This window comes from Trueperaceae bacterium (genome assembly GCA_023954415.1).
Classification (GTDB): Bacteria; Deinococcota; Deinococci; order Deinococcales; family Trueperaceae; genus JAAYYF01.
Map to the genome: position 1 here is coordinate 105,554 of JAMLIB010000007.1, position 18,201 is coordinate 123,754.

At 68.7% G+C, this 18,201-nt stretch carries 18 protein-coding genes; 10 read left to right on the plus strand and 8 right to left on the minus strand.

All coding sequences use genetic code 11. The features are described 5' to 3' along the window. The first annotated feature begins 86 nt into the window (after positions 1-86). Positions 87-1,466: a right-handed parallel beta-helix repeat-containing protein gene (locus tag M9914_10305; protein ID MCO5174569.1), complete on the plus strand. Its 1,380-nt coding sequence runs from the start codon at positions 87-89 to the stop codon at positions 1,464-1,466. A 138-nt stretch (positions 1,467-1,604) separates the two neighbouring features. On the opposite strand, the gene M9914_10310 is transcribed toward M9914_10305, so the two are convergent. Together M9914_10310 and M9914_10315 are read right to left on the minus strand one after the other, a co-directional pair. Continuing rightward, positions 1,605-2,651, minus strand: a complete 1,047-nt coding sequence (locus M9914_10310) for a dipeptidase (GenBank protein ID MCO5174570.1) — start codon at positions 2,649-2,651, stop codon at positions 1,605-1,607. Positions 2,652-2,675: 24 nt separating this feature from the next. After that, complete coding sequence (locus M9914_10315) at positions 2,676-3,407, minus strand: FadR family transcriptional regulator (GenBank protein MCO5174571.1); 732 nt, start codon at positions 3,405-3,407, stop codon at positions 2,676-2,678. Positions 3,408-3,583: 176 nt separating this feature from the next. On the opposite strand from M9914_10315, the gene M9914_10320 reads away from it, so the two are divergent. The 8 genes from M9914_10320 to M9914_10355 all read left to right on the plus strand — a co-directional run bounded on the left by M9914_10320 (position 3,584) and on the right by M9914_10355 (position 12,012). Continuing rightward, positions 3,584-4,648: a dipeptidase gene (locus tag M9914_10320; GenBank protein ID MCO5174572.1), complete on the plus strand. Its 1,065-nt coding sequence runs from the start codon at positions 3,584-3,586 to the stop codon at positions 4,646-4,648. Continuing rightward, positions 4,645-5,634, plus strand: a complete 990-nt coding sequence (locus tag M9914_10325) for a succinylglutamate desuccinylase/aspartoacylase family protein (protein ID MCO5174573.1) — start codon at positions 4,645-4,647, stop codon at positions 5,632-5,634. The genes M9914_10320 and M9914_10325 overlap by 4 nt, the downstream gene beginning before the upstream one ends. A gap of 145 nt (positions 5,635-5,779) precedes the next feature. Continuing rightward, positions 5,780-7,309 carry an ABC transporter substrate-binding protein gene (locus M9914_10330; protein ID MCO5174574.1) on the plus strand — a complete coding sequence of 510 codons (1,530 nt, stop codon included), beginning with the start codon at positions 5,780-5,782 and terminating at the stop codon, positions 7,307-7,309. 91 nt (positions 7,310-7,400) lie between these two features. Continuing rightward, entirely contained in the window at positions 7,401-8,318 is a 918-nt protein-coding gene (locus M9914_10335) for an ABC transporter permease (GenBank protein ID MCO5174575.1), read from the plus strand. Next, positions 8,311-9,180, plus strand: a complete 870-nt coding sequence (locus tag M9914_10340; protein MCO5174576.1) for an ABC transporter permease — start codon at positions 8,311-8,313, stop codon at positions 9,178-9,180. Before M9914_10335 ends, M9914_10340 begins: the two co-directional genes overlap by 8 nt. Before the next feature lie 97 nt (positions 9,181-9,277). Further along, entirely contained in the window at positions 9,278-10,291 is a 1,014-nt protein-coding gene (locus M9914_10345; GenBank protein MCO5174577.1) for a succinylglutamate desuccinylase/aspartoacylase family protein, read from the plus strand. An 88-nt stretch (positions 10,292-10,379) separates the two neighbouring features. After that, positions 10,380-10,586, plus strand: coding sequence for a hypothetical protein (locus tag M9914_10350; protein ID MCO5174578.1), 207 nt, complete (start codon positions 10,380-10,382; stop codon positions 10,584-10,586). Beyond that, entirely contained in the window at positions 10,579-12,012 is a 1,434-nt protein-coding gene (locus M9914_10355; GenBank protein ID MCO5174579.1) for an amidase, read from the plus strand. Before M9914_10350 ends, M9914_10355 begins: the two co-directional genes overlap by 8 nt. 133 nt (positions 12,013-12,145) lie before the next feature. Here M9914_10355 and M9914_10360 read toward each other — a convergent pair whose 3' ends face one another. The 6 genes from M9914_10360 to M9914_10385 all read right to left on the minus strand — a co-directional run bounded on the left by M9914_10360 (position 12,146) and on the right by M9914_10385 (position 17,403). After that, entirely contained in the window at positions 12,146-13,297 is a 1,152-nt protein-coding gene (locus M9914_10360) for a carbohydrate-binding domain-containing protein (protein ID MCO5174580.1), read from the minus strand. Positions 13,298-13,428: 131 nt separating this feature from the next. After that, complete coding sequence (locus M9914_10365; protein MCO5174581.1) at positions 13,429-14,115, minus strand: hypothetical protein; 687 nt, start codon at positions 14,113-14,115, stop codon at positions 13,429-13,431. Further along, positions 14,112-15,071 (minus strand): ABC transporter ATP-binding protein, encoded by a 960-nt coding sequence (locus M9914_10370; GenBank protein ID MCO5174582.1) that lies wholly within the window; start codon positions 15,069-15,071, stop codon positions 14,112-14,114. The genes M9914_10365 and M9914_10370 overlap by 4 nt, the downstream gene beginning before the upstream one ends. Beyond that, positions 15,068-15,439 carry a GntR family transcriptional regulator gene (locus M9914_10375; protein MCO5174583.1) on the minus strand — a complete coding sequence of 124 codons (372 nt, stop codon included), beginning with the start codon at positions 15,437-15,439 and terminating at the stop codon, positions 15,068-15,070. The genes M9914_10370 and M9914_10375 overlap by 4 nt, the downstream gene beginning before the upstream one ends. A gap of 72 nt (positions 15,440-15,511) precedes the next feature. After that, complete coding sequence (locus M9914_10380; GenBank protein MCO5174584.1) at positions 15,512-16,843, minus strand: hypothetical protein; 1,332 nt, start codon at positions 16,841-16,843, stop codon at positions 15,512-15,514. Then, positions 16,840-17,403 (minus strand): hypothetical protein, encoded by a 564-nt coding sequence (locus M9914_10385; protein ID MCO5174585.1) that lies wholly within the window; start codon positions 17,401-17,403, stop codon positions 16,840-16,842. Before M9914_10385 ends, M9914_10380 begins: the two co-directional genes overlap by 4 nt. A gap of 272 nt (positions 17,404-17,675) precedes the next feature. On the opposite strand from M9914_10385, the gene M9914_10390 reads away from it, so the two are divergent. Beyond that, complete coding sequence (locus tag M9914_10390) at positions 17,676-18,155, plus strand: hypothetical protein (GenBank protein ID MCO5174586.1); 480 nt, start codon at positions 17,676-17,678, stop codon at positions 18,153-18,155. Positions 18,156-18,201 lie beyond the last annotated feature (46 nt).

Sequence of the window (18,201 nt, forward strand, 5' to 3'; positions counted from 1 at the left end):
GGCGGTTCCGAGCCCCGGCCCGGCCCTCGTCTCTCCAGCCACCTAACCGCGTCTTCGTCCTATGCTCCTTCCCGGGAGGCAGAACGATGCGTAGACTCGCTTCACTACTGACTGCGCTGCTGCTGGCAGCGCTGCTCGTGGTCGCATGCGGCGGCCCGTCCGCCCCGCCCGGCCCGCTGTTCGTCAACCCGACGTCCGGCTCGGACGCGGCCAAGGGCACGACCACCGAGCCACTCAAGACCCTAGGCCGTGCCTTCGAGCTCGTTAAGGAGGGCGGCGAGGTCTACCTGCAGGCCGGCACGTACCGAGACGAGGCGTGGCCGCTCGCGGTTCCGAAGGGCGTCACCCTCGGGTCGGTGACCGCCGGGGACGCCGTGCTCGTGAGCGCCGTGGCGGGCACGAAGACGGCCCTGACGTTCGCCTCCGGCGGGGCCGTGAAGGACCTGCGCATCCAGGACTTCGAGGTGGGCATCACCGCCAGCAGCGGGGAAGTGAGGCTGGTGGGTGTGACGTTCGTCGGGATCAAGGTCCAGGCGGTCTCGGCGGCCGGCGACAGCGAGGTCACCGTGCAGTCGTGCGTCTTCCAGAACCTGGCCTCGGCCGGCGCCGTCAGGGCGATCGAGGACGCCACCGTGACGCTGACCGGCGGCAGCGTGAGCGGAGGCAACATCGGCCTCTTCGCGTCGGAGACCGCGCGGCTCAGCGCCTCCAACCTGACCGTCGCGAACGCCAACTACTCCCTTTACGTCCCCGGCGGCGAACCGGAGGTGACGTTGTCGGACATGACCGTCACCGATACCGTTCGCAGCGCGGTCTACGTGCGTGACTCCACTGCCAAGGTGACCCTCGACAACGTCACCATCGACGGCGCCGGAGAGATGGGGGTGAGCGCCCAGGACTTCCTCGGCGAGCTGTGGCTGAACGGCGGCAAGGTCACGGGGGCGAGCTCCGGCCTACCGGCCGTGCAGATGGTCGGCGACGACGACCTCGAGGAGGGCGGAACCCTCTACATCCAGGGGACACGGATAGTCGACAACCTTGGCTTCGGGCTGCAGGTCAGCGGCTTCGGCAGGGTGGAGGTCCGGGGCGCCACCATCAGCGGCAACGCCGCGGAAGGCGTGTCCTTCTTCGAGCCTGCCTCGCTCCTGCTCAGGGGCACCACCATCCAGCTGAACGGCGGTCGCGGCGTCTACCTGCGGGGTTTCGGCACGGTGACGTCGATGGTGTCGATGGCCGACCTCGGCAACAGCCTCGACCCCGGGCTCAACACGATCCGGGCGAACGGTCTGGCGGGCCTGTACGCCTTCGACTCCTCCATCGGCGCCGTCAGGGCCGCCGGCAACACCTGGAACGCGAACGTACAAGGCGCGTCGGCTGCCGGTCAGATGACTGCGGAGACCGTGCTGACCGGGCCGGTCGACGGCACCAACTTCCACAGCAACAACGCCGTCCAGTTCTGGTTCTGAGGGAGCCCGAAGGACGCGCGGCCCGGCCGGGGCGTCGACCGCGAGAAGCCGGGGGCCCGCGCTGTAATGCGGGCCCCCGGTGGGCAGCTGCCTGGAGCCGGGCCTACGCGGCCCCGGCCGGCACGCCGCCGGGCCGCCTTACCGCCAGACCGCGCCGAACACGCGCATGAAGTTGCCGCCCAGCACCTTCTGCGTGTCCTCGACGCTGAACCCGCGGCGCAGGAGCGAGGCCGTGAGGTTCGGCCAATCCGACCACTTCGAGAACCCCTTGGCGTGCTTCTGGTCCTCCGGGTAGCCGCCGAAGAAGCCCGGGAACGTCCGCTCGAAGTTGGCGCGGCTGACGCGCACGTAGTGGGTGTCGTACTGGAAGTTGTCCGTCCCGATCGCGGCGTGGTCGATCCCGACGCGCTCCACGACGTACTGGATGTGGTCGATGTAGTCGTCGACGGTGGGCCACTGCCTGCGCTCCTTCTCGACCATGATGGAGTGCGGGCATAGGCCGATGACGCCGCCCGTGGCGGCGACCGTGTCGATCAGCTCGTCCGTCACGTTGCGCTTGTGCGGATTGAGCTTCTTGACCCCAGCGTGCGAGACGATCACGGGGGCCTTGGAGTGCTTGGCGGCCTCCAGGGCCGTGCGCTGGCCGACGTGCGACAGGTCGACGACCATGCCGAGGCGGTTCATCTCCTCGACGACCTTCTGGCCGACGCGCGTGAGGCCCGTGTCGTTCGGCTCCATGCAGCCGCAGCCGATGGCGTTGCGCTCGTTGTACGTGATCTGCGCGATCTTGATGCCGAGGTTGCTCAGCACCCAGAGGTTGCGCGTGTCCTCGCCGATGCACGCGAGCCCCTGGGTGGACATGACGATGCCGACCCGGCCGCTGCGCTTGGCCTCGTGGATGTCGTCGACGCTCCTGACGACCAGCGACTTCTCGGGGAAAGCCTCCGCGATGCCGTGCTCGTGGTACAGGTTCATCATCGCTTCTTGCATCGACTGCGGGTAGGCATCGGCCACGATGGAGTTGCAGAACGCCGTGACGCCGCTCGCGAGGATGTGGTCGAACATCAGGTCGTCGATACCGCCTTGCGGCGGGATCGGCGAGTACAGCTTGCAGAACAGGCCGTCGATGACGATGGAGTTGGCGTGTACGCCGTCTGGCGTGGTTGCGACCGTGCTGCTACTCATACTGCTCGTCTTCCTCCTAAGGTCTCATGCCGCCCCGTCGTTCTCGGCCTCGAGCTGCGCCAGGCGCTCGACGAGTCGGGCCTCGCCGTTCTCCAGGGTCTCGGCGATCGTCTGCCGCACCTTGGCAGGGTCGCGCTCGCGCAGCGCGTCGAGGAGGACCCGGTGGCGGGCGTCACTATGTCTGATGTTCTGCGGAGTGAACGGGATGCGCTGCCTGACCTCGAGCAGCACCTCGAACGTCACCTCCCACAGACGCGTCATGACGGGGTTGCCGGCGAGCTCGCTCAAGGTGCGATGGAACTGCCGGTCGAGCTTCACGTGCCGCTGAATGTCGGTGTCCGGAGTGCTCTCCATGCTGAGGCACAAGGCCTCCAGCTCCGCGAGGTCGTCGTCTTCCAGGTTCGTCACGGCGAGCTCGCCCAGCTCGGTCTCGAGGAGGCGCCTGACCTGGTAGACGTGCCGGATCTCCAGCTCGCGCGCCAACATGTCGACGTAGAGCGCCTTGGTCAAAGCCGGCATGCTCATCTCGGCGCTCACGAACGAGCCTTCCTTGCGGCGCGTGACGAGCCCGAGCATCTCCAGGGCCTTGAGCGCCTCGCGGACCGAGGAGCGCCCGACCCCAAGTTGCTCGCTCAGGCCGTGCTCGGTCGGTAGGCGGTCGCCAGACTTGAGCGCGCCGGTGCTGATCAGGGCCATGATCTGGTCGATCACGGTGTCTGAGACGCTCGACCTGTCTACTCGAGTGAAAACGGACATTCCTCATTCTGCAGCAAGCTGCAGCCTCCTCTCTCGTCGCTGCGGTTACCGAGGACACTTCCGTATTGACAACGCCTCGACGCCCCAATATTATCAGACCCACAGATTGTCTGACAATCAGTCAATCAAGCGGACAGCCGACCGTGAGCCGGCCTCCACGACGGGAGCTAGACGACGTGCAGGAAGCGTTCGATCTCGGACTCGACAGAGAGCAGGAACAGCGCGCCACCGCGCTCCACGCACAGGCGCTCATCGTGGACGGCCTCGGGGGCTCAATGCTCATGCGCCCGGCTCCGGACGTCGACGGCGCCGACAGGATCGACCAGTACCGCAGGAGCGGCGTCGGTGTCAGCAACGAGACCATCGCCATGCCGGGAGAGGACGCGCGGACGACGATCCGGCGCGTCTACGACTACCTGTGTCTCGACGAGGTCGCCAGGGGCAGGGTGCGCCGCGCGCAGAACGTGGCCGACGTATGGAGCGCCGACGCGGACGGAGTGCTTAGCCTCGTCTACGGACTGCAGGCTGCCGACCCCTTCGAAGGCGACACCTACCTCGTGAGGATCTTCCAAGAGCTGGGAGTGCGGGTAGCCAACCTCGTGTACAACCAGCGCAACCGTTTGGGCGACGGCTGCATGGAACGCGTCGACCAGGGGCTCACGGCGTTCGGGCGCAGCGTGGTCCTCGAGATGAACCGCGTCGGCATGACGGTCGATCTCTCCCACACGGGCGAACGGACGTCTCTCGACGCGGCGGGTTGCTCGCGCGCGCCCGTCGTGTTCTCCCACTCCTGCGCCAAGGCCCTCACCGACCACCCCCGCAACCTGACGGACGAGCAGATCCGGGCCGCTGCGGGGACGGGCGGGCTGGTCGGCCTGTGCCCGCACTCGCAGTTCTGCGAGAAGGAGCGCGGCCTGCGCCCCACCCTGAACGACTTCCTCGACCACATCGTCTACGTGGCCGAGCTCGTGGGGGTCGAGCACGTCGGCATCGGCACCGACCTGTTCGGCGGCAAGACCCTCGGCGAGTCCGTCTTCCGCTTCCAGTTCGGGAGCCTGGTGCCGGGCGCCTGGGGCGGGTACGGCATCGACGAGAAGTACGTCGCCGGCTTCGACACGGTGTTCGAATGGCCGAACGTCACGCGCGGCCTCGTGGCGCGCGGGTTCAGCGACCAGGAGGTCATCGCCATCCTGGGCGGCAACTGGCTGCGGGTCTTCGAGCAGACCTGGAGCGGCAGATGAGCGCCTTCCGTCACCTGGGGCTCGAGGTAGCGCCCGGCGCGCGCGGCGCGACCCGCCTGCCGGTGGCCGACGTGGCGGGCGGCTACTCCCTCAGCGTGCCGCTCCACGTGCTCAACGGCGCGCACCCGGGGCCGACGTTGATGGTCGTCGGGGTCGTCCACGGCGAGGAGATCTTCGCGATCGACGCCATCCGCACGGCGCTGGCGAGTATCGACCTCGCGCGGTTGCACGGGACGGTCATAGCGGTTCCGGTAGCGAACCCTCCCGCGCTGGCGGCCAACACCCGTAACAGCCCGCTCGACATGCTCGACCTAAACCGCCAGTTCCCCGGCAGCGAGGAAGGGTGGCTGAGCCAGCGCATCGCCGCCGCCATCGCCCCGCTCGTCGACCGCAGCGACTGCCTCCTTCACATCGACGGCGGCGCCATCGAGCGCGTCATCCACTACACCTTCGTGAAGTCGGACGGTTCCGGGAACGGCGTAACGGAGCACCTCTCGCGGGCTTTCGGGCTCAAGCTCCTCTACCGCGGCTCGCATTCGGAGGGCTCCATCACGAGCTACGCGGCGTCGCGCGGGATCCCGGCGGTCCTGGCCGAGATCGGCGGCAGCACGCTGTATACCGACCCGCGCTACTTGCAGCGCGCCTCGACCGGGGTGCTCAACGTCATGCGCGCGCTCCATATGCTCGACGGCGCCATCGTCCGGCCCGCAGAGCAGCAGGTGCTGCTCACTAGGCGCACCCTCGTGCGCGTCCCGGTCGGCGGGATCTTCCACCCCACCGTCGGACTCGAGGTCATCGACGGCGAGGTGGCGGGCGGCACCGTGCTCGGCACGGTCATGAACCCTTACTCGCTCGAGCAGGTCGGGGAGATACGCGCGCCTTACGCGCGCTCCGCGCTGCTCCAGATGCGCGTCCTGCCGTCTGCCGTCCAGCCGGGTGACTACGCCTTCATCATCGCCGACCTCGATTCGGCGGAGCCGGCATGAAGCGCTCGGGCGGCTCGGGGAACGGCGAGGCGGGGTACGGACCGGCGCGCGACTCGCCGGTAAGGAGGTTCATCTAGGCCGTAGATAATCGACTCCGTTGATAGGCGGGGGTTGGCAAGACAGACACGCTTCGGAGGTAACGCACATGCGACGCAGGCACTTGATCCTCACGCTCCTGGCTTCACTGCTACTCTTCAGCTCGTTCGTCCACGCGCAGAGCGCCGGGCCTACGACCGTGACCATCGCCCTGACGGACGACCCGCCGTCCGGCGACCCGCACAAGACGAGAGGCGCCAACGGCGGTCACCTCCTGTTCAACCTGTTCGAGGGCCTCGTGCAGTTGAGCGGCGACATGATGTCCGTCACGCCGGCGCTGGCCACCTCGTGGGAGCAGATCGACGACCTGTCGTGGAGCTTCACGCTTCGCGAAGGCGTCACGTTCCACAACGGCGAGCCGTTCACGGCCGAGTCCGTGCGCTACTCGATCGAGCGCATCCTCGACCCGAACGCCGTGCGCTTCAACACCGACTTCCGGCAGATCGGCGATGTCGACGTGGTCGACGACTACCACGTGCTCATCCACCTGAAGACGCCGGACCCGGTCTTCATCGCGAAGATCGCCGGCCTCCACATGGTGCCGCCCGTCTACACCGCCTCCGTCAGCGAGGAGGAGTTCGGGACGCACCCGATCGGCACCGGCCCCTACAAGTTGGTCGAATGGGTCCTCGGTCAGCGCCTCGTGCTCGAAGCCAACGACGACTACTGGAACGGCCGCCCCAGCGTCGACCGGCTCGTGTTCCGCCCGATCCCCGAGGCCTCCACGCGCCTCGCGGAGCTCCAGGCCGGCACGGTCGACATCATCACCGGCCTCAACTACGACGCCATCCCGCTCGTCGACGCCGATCCCAACCTGCGCGTCGAGGCCAACTCCGGGCGCCGCACCGTGATGATGCACATGGACCTGCTCAACGGCGCCAAGCCCCTCCAGGACGTCCGCGTCAGGCAGGCCATGAGCTACGCCGTCGACAGGCAGCTCCTCATCGACGCCGTCCTGAACGGCTACGGCACGCCCCTCGCGACCATCTTCCGCCCCGACATGGCCGGCTACTCTGCCGACTTCCAGCCCTACCCGTACGACCCCGAGCGCGCCAAGGAGCTCCTGGCCGAGGCCGGTTACCCGAACGGCTTCTCCATCCGCTTCATGACGAGCGACGGCATCGTCAACAAGGGCGTCGAGGTGGCCGAGGCGCTCGCCGCCATGCTCGGCGACGTCGGCATCAAGGTCGAGGTCCTGCCCGTGGCCCTGCAGGTCATGCGCGACATGTACATCGGCAACCCCGACCCGGCGGGCGGCAACGTCGAGCCGCTGTTCATGTTCAACTACGGCGCCGCCATCCCCGATGCCACGAGCCCGCTCAAGGCGCTCGTCCAGACGGGCGGCATCGAGGCCTTCTACAACGACCCCGTCCTGAACGAGCTCGTCGACGAGTACGGCTCCGAGGTCAACGTCGAGGCGCGCAACCAGGTCGCCCACGAGATCCAGGAGAAGCTCTACAACGACCTGCCGGTCATCGCCCTCTACCTCCAGCTCGACACCTACGGCGTGAACGAGCGCCTCGACTGGAAGGCCCGCAAGGACGAGTACATCCTCGGCAAGGACATCACGCTCCGCTGAGCCCTCGTTTCCACGGCGCCGGCCGGCCTCCTTCCGGGGCCGGCCGGCGCCCCGGCTTTCCGCCAACTTCCACTAGATCCTTCGAGGAGAGATGGGCCGTTACGTAGTCAGGCGTTCATTGCAGGCCGTGTTCGTGATCCTGGCCGTGCTGGTGGTCACGTTCATCCTCCTGCGCGCGATAGGCGACCCGGCCAGGCTCCTCGTGAGCCCGGAGGGTTCGCGCGAGAACCTGGCGCAGATCCGTCACGCCCTCGGGCTCGACGTGCCGCTGCATGTCCAGTTCGTCCGGTTCATGGCGGATGTCGTCAAGGGAGACTTCGGGAACTCGTTCACGTTCGGTAGGCCGGCGCTCGGCCTGGTGCTGGAGCGCATGCCGGCGACGCTGCTGCTCACGCTGGTGGCGCTCGGCCTGGCCGTTCCGACGGGCATGCTGCTCGGCACGGTCTCGGCCGTCAGGCGCAACTCGGTCTACGACAACTTGGCGACCACCCTCGCGGTACTCGGCAGGGCGGTCCCCAACTTCTGGCTGTCGATCATGCTCATCGTCGTGTTCGGCGCTTACCTGAAGTGGTTGCCCCCCTCGGGCTTCGGCACGTGGCGCCATCTCGTGCTGCCCGCCGTGGCCTTGAGCGCCGGGCTGGCGGCGATGGTCGCCAGGCTCACGCGCTCGAGCCTGCTCGAGGTCATGGGCCACGACTTCGTGCGCACCGCCAAGGCGAAGGGGCTCACGGAGACCCGGGTCCTCAACCGCCACGTCATGCGCAACGCGCTCATCCCGATCGCCACGGTCGTCGGTCTGCAGGCGGGCCACCTGCTCGGGGGCGCCATCATCACGGAGACTATCTTCGCCTGGCCGGGCGTCGGCAGGCTGCTCACGCAGTCGATCTACAACTACGACTACCCCGTCGTGCAGACGAGCGTCTTCGTCATCTCCGTCACCTTCGTCTTCCTGAACCTGGCGATCGACCTCCTCTACGCGCTCATCGACCCGCGCATACGTTATGAGTGAAGCCAAGACCAACAAGCGCCGCCTGACCGGCCTTCGCATGTTGCTGCGAAGCCGCACCGCCACGGTCGGCGCCGTCATCCTCGTCTGCCTGGCGGCGCTCGCGGCGTTCGCCCCGTTGCTCGCGCCCCACGACCCGGCCAAGCAGGACCTGCGGGCCCGCCTCGCGCCGCCGATGTGGGTGGCCAAGGGCACGAACGTGCACGTTCTCGGCACCGACCAGCTCGGCAGGGACATCCTCTCCCGCGTCATCTACGGAACGCGCATCTCCTTGCTGGTTGGCGTGTCCGTCGTCCTCCTGGCCGGCACGCTCGGCACGCTCCTCGGGCTGCTCGCCGGCTTCCTGGGCGGCAAGGTCGACGCCATCCTCATGCGCGTCGTCGACGTCTTCCTCGCGTTCCCGTTCCTGCTGCTGGCGATCGTGTTCATGGCCATGCTCGGCGCCAGTCTCGGCAACATCATCCTGGTACTCGCCATCACCGGCTGGGTGGAGTACGCCCGGGTCGTCCGGGCCCAGGTCCTGTCCGTGCGCGAGCTCGAGTACGTCACCGCCGCCAGGGCGCTCGGCGCACGCAACCTCGTGATCATGCTCAAGCACGTGCTGCCCAACGTGTTCGCCTCCGTCATCGTCATCGCCAGCCTGCAACTGGGCACGGTCATCATCTCCGAGGCCTCGCTCACGTTCCTCGGGTTGGGCATACCGCCCTCGATCCCGACGTGGGGCTCGATGCTCGCGTCAGGCAGGGAGTACTTCGTCCTGGCCTGGTGGCTCCCGACCTTCCCCGGCCTCGCCATCGTCCTCACGGTGCTGGCCGTCAACTTCCTCGGAGATTGGCTGCGCGACGTGTTCGACCCTACGCTCTAGCGGAACGCTCGACCACGGTCCCTCGAACAAGACCACCACACGCTGGCGGCCGGCTCTCACACGAGACTTCCACCGCCGTCCAGTCATAGGAGTACGCATGGCACTCGCAACCCCTACGAGCCAGAAACCCGGCCGCTCCCACCGCTGGGCGCCCGTCACCACCCGCGCCTCAGGTGAGACCCTCAGCCTGGCCATCCACACGCTTCACGGCGCCCAGCCCGGCCCGACGCTCGGGCTCTTCAGCACCTCGCACGGCGACGAGGCGTTCACGGTCCAGGTGATCAAGGCGGTGCTCGACAGGGTGGACCCGGCCAAGCTGCGCGGCACCATCCGGGCGCTGCCCGTCGGCAACCCCGTCGCCTTCGAGTCGTTCACGCGCTCCACCGGCCAGGGCATGAACACGGACAAGACGAACCTCAACCGCGTGTTCCCCGGCAAGTCGACGGGCTGGCTCACGGAGCAGATCGCCCACGTCATCAGCGAGGAGTTCGTTCCCGGCCTCGACGCGCTCATCGACTTCCACTGCGGCAACTCCGAGACCGCCATCAACTACGTCCTCCTCGAGAACGACCCGAGCGAGGTCGGGCGCAAGTCGGTGGAGCTGTCGAAGCTCTGCGGGAGCGACCTCCTCTACACCGCCCCGACGCCGGAGCAGACGGGCACCCTCACCCAGTACGCCAAGAGCCTCGGCATCCCCTCCGTCATCGCCCAGTGGGGCGGCAACGTCACGAACCCGGCCGCGTACGTCGACCGGTGCTTCGTCGGGATCAGGAACGTCTTGATCCACCTGGGAATGCTCGAAGGTCAGATCGTGCTTCCCCCGCAGCAGACCATGCTGAGCGGCGCGCGCACGCTCCTCGCGCCCAGGCACGGCGGCCTCTTCGTGCCCGAGCTCGGCTTCGACCGGCTCTGCGACACGGTGCCGGCCGGCACGGTCCTCGGCCGCGTCTACTCGCCGCACACGTTCGAGTTGCTCGAAGAGCTCACCGCACCCTACGACCAGACGGTGGTCATCATGTTGCGCGGCACGCTGTCGCGCGTGAACCCGGGCGATTACGCCTACATCCTCTGCAACGGCGCCACGGCGGAGCCGATCGTCAACGGGAAGTGAGCCGTCGGATGACTCGGCGGGTAAGCGCTTACGGTTTCGGAACCAGGAAGTGAGTGACCAAGTGGCACATGCGAAGCAAGGTGGCGACATGGGTACCGGTCTTGACCTCGACCTCGAGCAGGTGAGGCTGCTGCTCAAGCAACAGGGGTACGTGATCCCCGAGGAGGAGCTCGTGGAGGTCACGGCCAGCGTGAACGCGCTCATCGAGGGCCTGACGCACCTCGAAGGGTACGGGGAGCTGCAGAACGAGCCGTGGCCGGTGTTGGTGGGTTACTTGGGAGGCGGCCATGCTTGACGAGCGCTTCGCCTTCATGTCCTTGACAGAGCAGGCGGCGCTCATCCGCGCCGGCGAGCTGTCGCCCGTGGCCCTCGTCGAGCTCTACCTCGACCGCATCGCCCGCTACGACGACAAGATCAAGGCCTTCATCACGGTCTTTGCCGACTCCGCGCTCGAGAGGGCGCGCCTCGCTGAGCAGGAGATCAGGGCAGGGGACTACAAGGGCCCCCTCCACGGCATCCCCGTCGGCGTCAAGGACCAGATGCAGATCGAGGGGAAGCGCGTGACGGGCGGGTCGAAGATCTACGCCGACTCGATCTGCGAGCGCGACGCCACCGTGATCGCCAGGCTCAAGGCGGCCGGGGCCATCCTGCTCGGCACCCTCAACACCCACGAGTTCCACATGGGCCCGACCATCAACTTCCCCTACGGCACACCACGCAACCCCTGGAACCTGGAGCGCAACCCGGGCGGTTCGTCCAGCGGCTCGGCCACGTCGCTGGCGACCGGGCTGGTCAGCGCGGCGCTCGGGGGCGACACGGGCGGCTCGATCAGGGGGCCGTCGACCGCCTGCGGCGTCGTGGGCTTCAAGCCGACCTGGTCGCGCGTCAGCCGCGACGGCGTCTTCCCGCTCGCCTGGACCCTCGACTGCGTCGGACCCCTCGCCCGGACCGTCGAGGACGTCGCCGTGGTCCTGCAGGTCATCGCCGGCCGCGATCCGCTCGACCCGACGACGAGCAGCGAGCCAGTCCCCGACTACTCGGCCGCCCTGACGAACATCTCGTTGAAGGGGCTGCGCGTCGGCGTCGTCGAGGAGATGGTCAAGGACGACATCACGGGCCCGGATGCCATCGCGGCCGTGAACCGGGCGCTGGAGTTCTTCGAGTCGCAAGGCGCGGTCCTCTCGAGCGTGAGCCTGCCGCTGATGCGCGAGACGCGCTTCATCTCCCCGGGGCTTACGAAACCGGAGGCGGCCGCCTATCACAGGCGGAACCTCCTCGAACGCTACATGGACTTCGACTACAACACGCGCGTCAGCTCCATGGTGGGCGCCATCCTGCCCGCCGGCCTCGCCAACCTGGCTCAGCGCGCGAGGATCGTCATAGGCCAGCAGGTCCTCGACGCCCTCCAGGACGTCGACGTGCTGGTTGGGGCCGGCTCGGCCGGCGGCGCGGTGCCCATCGTCCCGCGCCCACCCATCAAGACCAAGCAGGAGGCGCTCGAGAAGATCTACGGCGTCGGCAAGGCCGCCGGTCAGTACACGCGCGTGTTCAGCCTGGCCGGCACGCCGGCGATGGTCGTGCCCGCCGGCTTCGACCACGAGGGCCTGCCCCTCAGCCTGCACATCGCGGGCAGGCTCTTCGACGAGGCGACCGTGCTGCGCGTCGGCAACGCCTTCCAGAAGGCGACCGACTGGCATGGGAGGCGGCCGCCCGTCGCGTGAGGTAGAGGAGCAACGGGTGACGCGGCTCCTCATCCGACCGCCCTACTGAACGGTTTCGCCCGCGGCCGGTCCGGCGCCGCGGGCGAAGTCATGTGTGTCGCTGCTGCCCCTCCACTCCGGGCCGCCGATCAGGTCACGGCCTGCCGGGGGCGCCCCCGCGCCCGAAGCCCGGTCCGCCCGCACCCTGCGAGCTCTCGGTCGTCACGGTGGTCACCGCCGTGCCCGGATCGGAGGCGCCGTCGGCGTAGAGGCCGTCGCTGCCGTCCCCAGCGGGCGTGCCGCCGGAGTACACGGTGTAGGTGACGCCGTCCTGGAGGTCGGGCGAGCTGAAGATGAGTTGCCGGTAGCCGTTGGCCGGTGCGAAGGTCAGGAGGTCGTTGCCGGCCTCGTCGCGCACGACGATGAGGGTGCCGGCGGACTGGTTGGCGCCGTAGTCGACGACGATGCTCTCCTGGGCGGAGGCGGTGGCGAGGGAGCCCATCATCGTGCTGCCCGTCGCCACTACCAGGCCGCCGTCGATGGTGACGTCGCCGTCGGCGTCGAGGCCGCTGTTGGCGTCCACGAGGGCAGCCTGGGTGACGACCACGCCGCCCGTGATCGTTATGGTCCCGTTCGAGTCGATGCCGTCGCCCGACTCGGTCGCGACGTACACGTAGCCGCCGCTGACGGTGATGCGGCTCACGCCGTCCTGGTTCGCGTTGATGCCGTCCTCGGTCGCGAAGATCCTGATGGTGCCGCCCTGGATGTCGATGTGCGACGTGCTCGAGATCCCTTCGTAGACCGCGTGCACGTCGAGGGCGCCGTCACCGTCGATCACGAGGGGTGCGTCGCTGTAGAGGGCCGCGTCGTACTCGCTCTCGCCCCCGTCGGTGATGGTATTGGCGGACCCGGAGGCGAGGGTGACGGTCGCCGACTCGGCGGCGGCGACGTAGATGGCCGGGCCTTCCGGGTTGGTGACGTCGACGCCGCTCAGGACGAGCGTGACGCCGGCACCGGCGGCGTCGACGGTGACCGAGCCGTCGCTGCTCTGGCCCGAGATCACGTAGGTGCCGCCGGCCGTGATGGTCACGTGTCCGGCGCTCGCCACGGCGCCTTCCCCCGCTACCGTCGCCTGGTCGGCGAACGTGATGGTGGCGCCCGCCGACGGCTGCGCCATGGCCGGCAACGTGGCGCAGGCGGCGAGCAGGGTGAGGATCGGTGCCGTGAACAGCTTGGCCAGCCTGGCGAAGGGGCGCGTAACGCTTGGAGCCGGGCCGCTGGTGGTGGTTCCGTCGAGGTTCGTCATGGTCTTCCCTCCTGGTGGCGCGCCTCATGTGTCCGTGCCGTCGCGCCTACGCCTGTGAGGCTAGCGGCCCGCGGTTCAGGTCCGGTTTTGGGTTCGTTTGCATCTCGTTCAGGCGGGCCGTGCCCGGGACGTTACTGGGTGACCCTGCGGAGGGTCACGTATGAGGACGCGGTGAGGGCCGCCGCCAACACGAGGCCCCACGCCGACATGCCCAACACTCCTTGCGAGACGAGCCAGCCGACGACGGCGTCCCAAGCGCCGAAGCGGATCACCAGCAGAGCGGCGGCGACCACGGCCAGCGAGACGCCGACGAGCACCGTAAGGAGCACGACGGTGCCCCACCGCTTGAAGATGGCGGCGCACCAGTACCCGCTCAGGAAGCAGAGCATGGCGAGCGTGAAGTAGCTGGCCAGCGCGGCCAGCGGCGCGTCGCCGTCCAGGCCAGGCAAGGCGAAGAAGCCACTCATGCCCCAGCCGCCGGTGGCCTTCTCGAGCAGCGCGATGGCCAGGTAGATCAGGGCGAGCATGCCGGACGTGAGCGCGGCGGTCATGACGGTGCCGAGGTGGAAGTCGCGCCTCGTCACGCCGAGGGCCTGGGAGAACGGGAACGAGAGGGTCAGGGCCTGGATGCCGACGACGACGAACGCCCAGAGCGGGGCGGCCGTGGCCCCGATCGCGTGCTTCGGGCCGCCGTACGGCACGAGTAGGAAGACGAGGAACGCGATCAGGACGGCGCCCCCCAGGACGATGAGCGGAAGGACGACGTACGCTTGACGGTTTACGAGCTGAAGCCGCATCACGTTGCCTATGCGAGTCACCTTGCGCCTCCTTCGTGCGCGCGGACGACGCTCTCGTCGCCCAGGCGTGAGCCGGCCACCGTGCCTACGCCGTCGGCGGCCTGGTCCAGGCCACCGCCCGCACTGCTGACGATGAGCTGCTGCAGCGAGACGGGCGTCACCTCTATGCCGGAGCGCGCCAGCCGCGCCCTGTCCGCTTCCGACACCCGGCCCTTCACGACGGCGGACGTGACGTTGCCGAGGCTCTGCCGCCGCAGCACCTCACGACCGGCGGCGAAGGCCGCCACCGCCGACGCGTCGCCGACGACCGAGACCGCCAGGCCGCGCACGTCGTCCGCTGCCGCGTCCATGACGACGCGACCCTTGTCGAGCACGATCACGCGTTCGAGCAGGTTGGCGACCTCGTCGATGAGGTGCGACGAGAGCACGATGGTCCGCGGGTGGTCGGAGTAGTCCTCCAGCAGGCGGTCGTAGAAGACCTGCCGCGCCACGGCGTCGAGGCCGAGGTAGGGCTCGTCGAAGAACGTGACGTCGGGGCGTGCCGCCATGGCGATGATGATCCCGACGGCGGAGAGCTGCCCGCGCGACAGCTTCTTGATGAGGCGGTCGGTGGGGAGCTGGAAGTCCGCGGCCAGGCGCTCGGCGAGGTGCTGGTCCCAGTTCGGGTAGAAGTAGCTCGCGGCGCGGAACGCGTGCACCGGCTTGAAGTTGTCGGGGTACTTCTGGTTCTCCCGCACGAAGCAGAGGCGCCCCAACACGCGGGCGTTCTCGTAGGGGGCCTCGCCGAACACCCTGACGGTGCCCGAGGTCGGGAAGTTCTGAGCGGTGAGGATGGACATGAGGGTGGTCTTGCCGGCCCCGTTGCGACCGAGGAGGCCGTGGACGGTGTTCTCGGCGAGGGAGAGGCTCACGTCGTCCAGGGCCGTGGCCGCTCCGTACCGCTTGGTGAGGTGTTCTACCTCGATCACGCTCGTCATGCCTTGGTCCTTTCGGTGAACCGCTCTCTCAGCAGCTGGGTGAGCTCGTCGACGTCCAGGCCGAGCTTGCGCGCTTCGGCCGCCAGGGGGTCCAGGTAGTTGGAGGCGAACGCCGCGCGGCGCTCTGCGATCAGTGCGCGCCTGGCGCCGGGCGCCACGAACATGCCGATGCCCCTGCGCTTGTGGAGCACCCCCTTGTCGACCAGGAGGGAGATGCCCTTGGCGGCAGTCGCGGGGTTGATGCGGTAGAAGGCCGCCAGCTCGTTGGTCGACGGCGCCTGGGAGTCCTCGGCCAGGCTGCCGTCCACGATCGAGTCCTCGACGCGCTCGGCTATCTGGAGGAAGAGGGCTTTGCTGTCGTCGACCACGGTGGTCCTTCCTAGTGGTTGGTTACTCCACTAGGTAACCACTTAAGCGATGATCCTGTCAAGCGGCGGCGCTCACCGTCCGAAGAGCGCGTCGCTGAAGAGCACAGTATCCACGTCGGCTACGCGCAGGTAGCCGAAGATGGAGGCCAGGTCCTCGGCCGCGTAGTAGGTGTCGTACCCGGACCCGGAGGGAGCGACCTGGTGGAACACGAGGACCAGCCAGGCGCGCTCCCGCGCGGCGCGGTCGATGAGGGCCTTGACGACGCCGGGACCGTCGCCCGGGACCACGCTGATGGCCCGCACGCGGTAAGGGTCGGCCGGCGGGAACGTCTCGAGGCCCTGCGTGCGCATGATCGTCCGCCCGGCCGCGAAGTAGCCCCTGACCTGCTCGAGCGAGGCGTCGTCGAACCCTCCGTATGGGTACGCGATCACGTCGGCCCCGTGGCGGAAGCCGTTGGCGAGCAGCCACCCCTTCACCCCGGCCAGCTCGAGGTCGAGGTCCTTTGGCGACAGCGTGTCGAAGCCGCCCTCCTCGAGGGGGGTCGTGTGGTGGGCGATGACCTCCCAACCACCGAAGCGCTCCGCCACGCGGAGCTGCTCGACCGTCATGAAGCTCGGCTCGCCGACCAGGTCGACGATGGCGGCGATGCTGGCGGGCACGCCGAGGCGCCTGGCCAGCGGTAACGCGTAGTAGAAGACGCCGTCGCGCGCGTCGTCGAAGACGATCGAGACGAGGCCGCGTGCAGGCGCCGCCACGGCCTCGAGGGCCGCGTACCAGACCGTCACCGGGCCGGCCCCCGAGTCGCGCAGGCTCAACTGGATGTCGGTCACCTGGCCGAGGTCGATGGTCGGGGGCCCGCCGGCCACCGTCGTGCCGAGGTTCGCCGTGATGGTGAACCACTCGTCGTCCTCCGCGTACGTCTCTTCGGAGGGTCGTTGGCCACCGAGCACGGGGAAGGCGTCGTACGTCTCGAAGCCGTCCGTGCTCAGGTAGACGAGCAGGTAGTCGAGCGCGGCAACGCCGCGCAGCTTGAGGTCGAGCCGCAGGAAGGCGCCGCCGAGATCGAACGGGCCGACGTTGGTGGCTCGCAGGTTCACTTGCTTGCCGTCGCCGTCCGTGGTCGCCCTGAGGGAGCGGGTGCCTATGAGCACGTCGTCGAGGACGGACTCGGCGCTCCCGGCCGTGCTCTGCTTGACGAAGGCGGTGTCGTACTGGAAGAGGTCGAGCACGGCTCCCTCCGGGCGCGCCGGCACGGCGATGGGGCGCAGGGCGGCGGAGGCCTGAGGCGGGGGCGGGCCGGCGGACGCGGCGTCCTGCGCGACCGCGCATGCGCCTAGCGCTAGGGCGGCGGCGGCGACCACCGGCCGGAGGGTGTAACGGACGGCGCGGTCCAAGGAGGTCACGGCTCTCCCCCGGCGCGGTCGGCGAAGACACAGCTCCGCTGGCCCTCGGCCATGCAGGAGGTGAGGCGCACCTCGGTCCCGAGCAGCCGGGAGAGCAGGCGCTCGTCGAAACGGCAGACCGCGCGCGTCTCCTTGGCGACCAGGTGGTACACGCAGTTGATCGCCTCGACCGACCGGCCGTCGCCCGCCAGGCGCGCATGGTAGCCGAGCTCGCTCAGCTTCTCGATCACCGCGGTCCTGCGGGCCGCCGGCTCGAGACCGGCGACGGCGGCCAGCCAGCGCTCGGCCAGGTCGTCGGCCATCGCCATGAGGACGTCCTCGGCCGTCTCGTCGCCTACCGACTTGCGCAGCGCCTGCAGCATGCTCGACGACAACAGGTCGTAGCGACGCGGGAACGACTCGCGGCCGAGCTCGGTGAGGCCGTAGGTGCGGCTGGGCCTGCGGCCGCTGGGGCGGAGGCCGTTGGGCGCCACGAGCCCGTCGCGCTCCAAGAACGCGACCTGCTGGCGCACGGCGGTCCTCGTCACCCCGAGCCTGAGGGCCAGCTCGTCGAGCGCCAAGCCCTCCGGCTTGGCGGCCAGGAGCTCGTCGAGGAGCGCTTCCCGTGTCGTCTTCGGAGCGGAAGTTCCGCCAATGATGCCCTGGTACTGCGTCTCGCACCCACTTCCTCGAGCGGTCTCGCGTGCAACGGCGGTCTCGGGACACTCTACCCGGTCCCCGAGCCCCGCTTGGTGGCCATAATAACAATTATGACTTGCATTATTGCCATCAAGGAGTATCCTATGCGCGTCGGGATGAGGCCTCACCCGTTCAAGCGCAGGAAAGGACCTCCATGCACACCACCACGCACACGACCACACCTGTCACCTCGTTCCGGACCTGGCGGCTCCCTGTCGTCGCCCTCGCCGTCGCGCTCGCGGCGGCCGTCGCCCTCGCTCAGGACAGCGACCTGCTGCAGTCGCCTCCCCCGGCGCCGTACGTCGCCGTCTCGTCCATCCTTCCCCTGCCGGACTTCATACCCGGCGCCGGCGCGCTGTACATCGACCCCGCGGACGCCCCCGTCGGCCCGTGGCTCGCGTACGGCAAGGACGGCGACCTGGTCGAGGTCCTCTTCATGGTGCCCGTGAGCGAGATGCAGAAGGCGGCCAACTGGAGCGACCTCGCGGCCGGACTGCTCGCGCGGCTGGGCAAGGTCGTCGACCATGTGGACATCTCGTACAACGGCGGTCACCCCGGCATGGCCGAACCTCACTACCACGTCAGGCTCGCGCTGGTCGACGCCAAGACGCAGGCGGAGCAGCTCGCGCAGTGACCGCCGAGCAGCGCCATGGGCGCTGTGACGGCCCTACGCCAGTAGT

What these genes read in the sequence shown, in the direction of transcription:
- M9914_10360 (MCO5174580.1), bottom strand. Translation starts at nt 13,297, where the DNA reads ATGACGAACCTCGACGGAACCACCACCAGCGGCCCGGCTCCAAGCGTT.
- M9914_10390 (MCO5174586.1), top strand. Translation starts at nt 17,676, where the DNA reads ATGCACACCACCACGCACACGACCACACCTGTCACCTCGTTCCGGACC.
- M9914_10345 (MCO5174577.1), top strand. Translation starts at nt 9,278, where the DNA reads ATGGCACTCGCAACCCCTACGAGCCAGAAACCCGGCCGCTCCCACCGC.
- M9914_10350 (MCO5174578.1), top strand. Translation starts at nt 10,380, where the DNA reads ATGGGTACCGGTCTTGACCTCGACCTCGAGCAGGTGAGGCTGCTGCTC.
- M9914_10340 (MCO5174576.1), top strand. Translation starts at nt 8,311, where the DNA reads ATGAGTGAAGCCAAGACCAACAAGCGCCGCCTGACCGGCCTTCGCATG.
- M9914_10335 (MCO5174575.1), top strand. Translation starts at nt 7,401, where the DNA reads ATGGGCCGTTACGTAGTCAGGCGTTCATTGCAGGCCGTGTTCGTGATC.
- M9914_10310 (MCO5174570.1), bottom strand. Translation starts at nt 2,651, where the DNA reads ATGAGTAGCAGCACGGTCGCAACCACGCCAGACGGCGTACACGCCAAC.
- M9914_10330 (MCO5174574.1), top strand. Translation starts at nt 5,780, where the DNA reads ATGCGACGCAGGCACTTGATCCTCACGCTCCTGGCTTCACTGCTACTC.
- M9914_10315 (MCO5174571.1), bottom strand. Translation starts at nt 3,407, where the DNA reads ATGTCCGTTTTCACTCGAGTAGACAGGTCGAGCGTCTCAGACACCGTG.
- M9914_10305 (MCO5174569.1), top strand. Translation starts at nt 87, where the DNA reads ATGCGTAGACTCGCTTCACTACTGACTGCGCTGCTGCTGGCAGCGCTG.
- M9914_10325 (MCO5174573.1), top strand. Translation starts at nt 4,645, where the DNA reads ATGAGCGCCTTCCGTCACCTGGGGCTCGAGGTAGCGCCCGGCGCGCGC.
- M9914_10370 (MCO5174582.1), bottom strand. Translation starts at nt 15,071, where the DNA reads ATGACGAGCGTGATCGAGGTAGAACACCTCACCAAGCGGTACGGAGCG.
- M9914_10355 (MCO5174579.1), top strand. Translation starts at nt 10,579, where the DNA reads ATGCTTGACGAGCGCTTCGCCTTCATGTCCTTGACAGAGCAGGCGGCG.